Here is a 3694-nt window from a genome sequence, read left to right on the forward strand (position 1 = left end):
CAAGGAGTTTTCCGTTTCGACTGCGCCGGAAGTGGGGCGAATTATAGGCTTCCAGAATCTGCCGTCAAGCATTGATTTGGTTTCCTGGCAAAAAGGTACTTGATGCAGAAATAGTCGCCTCTTCCTCTATATAGAAGAGCCCAAACCGGAAAGGATGCCCAGGTGCTTGCCACATAAATGAAAAAGCCCTGCCAGATACGCATCTGAGCAGGGCCTTTTTATGCCTCGAGCAATCCATTTGCACCCGCCGTGAACCCATAAAGGCCTGGAGCGGGAATTATGAACAGCTGAAGACTTGATTGAATGGTGTCCCAGGGCAGGTTCGAACTGCCAACCTTCCCCTTAGGAGGGGGATGCTCTATCCAATTGAGCTACTGAGACACAAGATGCCCGCGAAGAGACGCGTAGCGATAGACGGCGAGCATGTTAACGGGCGAACCTGCCTTTGTCATGTCATGCGTAGGCTTTTTAAGTGTAGGCAGATGTCACGCAAGGGCTTGAAGTTTTAACGAGCGAAGCAGAAGCGAACCAGTGCCCGCGCCGCCAACGAAGCCCACCCCAGGGAAAATCGACCTGCCACCCATCCCAAATGAATCTCATCATACGACTAACACTAGTAAATCGGCCATTTGCCACTATCCTGTACAGATAAGGAACAGTGATCGAATCCGCATGGGATGCCCCTCGGCTTTTTCAGGAGTTACGGGGGCAAAGGACGCGGCCAGAGACACGGACCCGGTGTTTTTTTCAAAACCAGTCCGCATTTCTGACAATTGGTGCTGGCATAACGCCTTTAGCCAGCTCAATATTTGTCACAGAATTGACGCCAATGAACTGGCGATTTTGAGGCATGATGCGTGCCTCTACCAATTCAGGTTGAACATTTGGCCAGAGCGCTTGTCCTATCTGACATCCTGCGGCCAATCCCGAGAACCGCTCCCCTGAACTAACCGGTTAAATATATGCGCCCATTGAAACAGGCAATTTATTCCAGCCGTACGGCTGACAAGTTCGTCGTACGTCTGCCAGACGGAATGCGTGAACGCATTGCCGAGGTGGCTCGCAATCATCACCGCAGCATGAACTCCGAGATCATTGCGCGCCTGGAGCAGAGTCTCATTCAGGAAGGCGCACTGGGCGAAGAGCTGAGCATGCGGCTGGACAGCCCGGAGCTGTCATTGCACGAGCGCGAATTGCTTCAGCGCTTCCGCCAACTCTCTCACCGCCAGCAAAATGCGCTTGTCTCACTGATCGCCCATGATGCCGAAATGACTGCAGACGCCTCCTGATTCGTCCCCGCAAGTTCAAGCCAGCCTGATCGCTGGCTTTTTTTGCCTGAAATTTGGCAAAAAAAAGCCCGCCGTAGGGCGGGCTTTGGAACAAGCACCTCAGAGTAGGAAAATCGTTGCCAGCCCCAGGAAGATAAAGAAACCACCACTATCGGTCATGGCGGTAATCATCACACTCGCCCCCATGGCAGGATCACGCCCAAGTCGCGCCAGCGTCATCGGGATCAAGACCCCCATCAACGCCGCCAGCAACAGATTGAGGGTCATGGCAGCGGTCATTACCACGCCGAGCGACCAGCTGCCATAAAGCAGGTAGGCAACTACGCCAATGACTCCCCCCCAAATCACGCCATTGATCAAGGCAACCGCCAACTCCTTGCGCATCAGACGCGAAGTGTTACCTGTACTCACCTGGTCCAGCGCCATGGCCCGAACGATCATGGTGATGGTCTGGTTGCCGGAGTTACCTCCGATACCCGCAACGATCGGCATCAATGCAGCCAGCGCCACCAGCTTCTCGATGGAGCCTTCGAACAGGCCAATTACCCGGGAAGCCACAAATGCGGTAATCAGGTTCACTGCCAGCCAGGCCCAACGGTTACGCAGGGACTTCCAGACCGACGCGAAAATATCCTCTTCTTCACGCAGACCTGCCATGTTGAGAACTTCGTTTTCGCTCTCCTCACGAATCAGGTCGACCATTTCATCAATGGTCAGACGGCCGATCAATTTGCCGTTCTTGTCAACGACGGGGGCCGAAATCAAGTCGTAACGCTCAAACGCCTGGGCAGCATCGTAGGCTTCTTCATCCGGATGGAAACTCACCGGATCGCTGGCCATGACCTCGGAAACCTGCTTATCCGGATCGTTGACCAGCAGGCGCTTGATCGGCAGCACACCCTTGAGCACGCCGTCGTAGTCAACCACGAACAATTTGTCGGTATGGCCTGGCAGCTCCTTCAGGCGTCGCAGGTAGCGCAGGACCACTTCGAGACTGACATCCTCACGGATGGTGACCATCTCGAAGTCCATCAACGCACCGACCTGGTCCTCGTCATAGGACAACGCCGAGCGCACACGCTCGCGCTGCTGGGCATCGAGGGTCTCCATCAGCTCATGGACGACATCTCGAGGCAGCTCGGAGGCCAGGTCGGCCAGTTCGTCGGCATCCATGTCCTTGGCCGCAGCCAGGAGCTCGTGATCGTCCATGTCGGCGATCAGGGTTTCACGAACCGAATCGGATACTTCGAGCAGGATGTCGCCGTCGCGATCAGCCTTGACCAACTGCCAGAGTGTCAGGCGGTCATCCAGTGGCAGGGCTTCAAGAATATAGGCGACGTCGGCGGAGTGCAGGTCATCGAGCTTGCGTTGCAGCTCAACGAGATTTTGCCGGTGAACCAGGTTTTCGACGCGATCCTGATTCGGACCTTCCTGGCGATGAGTCAGGTCTTCAACTACTCGCTGACGCTGCAACAGCTCAACAACTTGAGCCAGACGGTCCTGCAAGCTTTCCTGCGTTTTCTTTACTTCTACTTCAGACATAGGCGAACTCCACTCCCAGCAGCGGGGTGCGCCGGAAGGATCAATCAGTCAATTCATGATTGGAAAATCGGGGTATTGAGTAACTACTGGGTAAGTCCATGGAGGTAATCCAAAAGCCCCGGCGGGGCTGACGGGCGCAATCATACACCGACTGACGGCTTAAAACGTTAAAAAATCGCGGCTGAAACAAGCGCTTGCGAAACAATCCTGAGTGCGCGCCTGACACTTGAAAGTGCGACGACTCATCTCGAAAAGAAAACACACTAGCGATGGAAAATGCAGGCGCTAGCCTTGATCGGTAGCCGTCACGGAGGACGCGCAATGCCATCGAGATTATCCAGCCTGGGGCTCGCCACCCTGCTCTACCTGCCGCTCGACGCACCTGGCGCAACGATTAACCGCTGCGAGGCGCCTGACGGGCGCATCACCTTTACCACGATGAGCTGCGCCATCGACGAAAGCCTTTCCTACCAGAAGGTGAACCCTTACCGGCCTGGCACGAATATCCCACTTGCGCCGCAACAGCAGCGGCAAACATCGAACCTGAAAATCGATCACCGCGATCCGTTGGTTGTCGGTCGGGCAGTAGACAAATGTGCAAACCTGATCAGCGCCAGCGAGCGCCGCGAAGCAATCATCAATCAGCGCGTGATCGCCGGCATGACCCAAAAGGATGTCGAAAGCGCTCTGGGCAAGCCAGACAAGATCAGCATTCGAAACTCAAGCACCCGCTACCACTACCAAGCCAAGCGAGGTCGCAGCGCCAGCATCGAGTTCGACGAAAGAGGATGTACGAAGGGAAAAGCCAAATCCCAGACGGCAAAAAGCCCGCTTTAAAGGCGGGCTTTTTGTTTGTATGGTGC

At 55.1% G+C, this 3694-nt stretch carries 3 protein-coding genes and 1 tRNA gene; 2 read left to right on the forward strand and 2 right to left on the reverse strand.

Annotated elements, in window-relative coordinates; translation table 11 throughout:
* Window positions 1-304: 304 nt before the first annotated feature.
* Window positions 305-381: transfer RNA gene (locus AC3WWR_RS28130), tRNA-Arg, on the reverse strand.
* 581 nt (window positions 382-962) lie between these two features.
* On the opposite strand from AC3WWR_RS28130, the gene AC3WWR_RS28135 reads away from it, so the two are divergent.
* Window positions 963-1289, forward strand: a complete 327-nt coding sequence (locus tag AC3WWR_RS28135; protein WP_008066583.1) for an Arc family DNA-binding protein — start codon at window positions 963-965, stop codon at window positions 1287-1289.
* 99 nt (window positions 1290-1388) lie between these two features.
* Here AC3WWR_RS28135 and mgtE read toward each other — a convergent pair whose 3' ends face one another.
* Window positions 1389-2831 carry a magnesium transporter gene (gene mgtE, locus AC3WWR_RS28140; RefSeq protein ID WP_020800785.1) on the reverse strand — a complete coding sequence of 481 codons (1443 nt, stop codon included), beginning with the start codon at window positions 2829-2831 and terminating at the stop codon, window positions 1389-1391.
* A 321-nt stretch (window positions 2832-3152) separates the two neighbouring features.
* On the opposite strand from mgtE, the gene AC3WWR_RS28145 reads away from it, so the two are divergent.
* A complete protein-coding gene (locus AC3WWR_RS28145) occupies window positions 3153-3668 on the forward strand; it encodes a cell envelope protein SmpA (protein ID WP_083349668.1) in 516 nt (171 codons plus the stop codon).
* The last annotated feature ends 26 nt before the right edge of the window (window positions 3669-3694 follow it).

This window comes from Pseudomonas sp. EB271-G4-1, assembly GCF_058791355.1.

Coding starts and splice junctions, on each gene's coding strand:
- AC3WWR_RS28135 (WP_008066583.1), top strand. CDS start 963: ATGCGCCCATTGAAACAGGCAATTTATTCCAGCCGTACGGCTGACAAG.
- mgtE (WP_020800785.1), bottom strand. CDS start 2,831: ATGTCTGAAGTAGAAGTAAAGAAAACGCAGGAAAGCTTGCAGGACCGT.
- AC3WWR_RS28145 (WP_083349668.1), top strand. CDS start 3,153: ATGCCATCGAGATTATCCAGCCTGGGGCTCGCCACCCTGCTCTACCTG.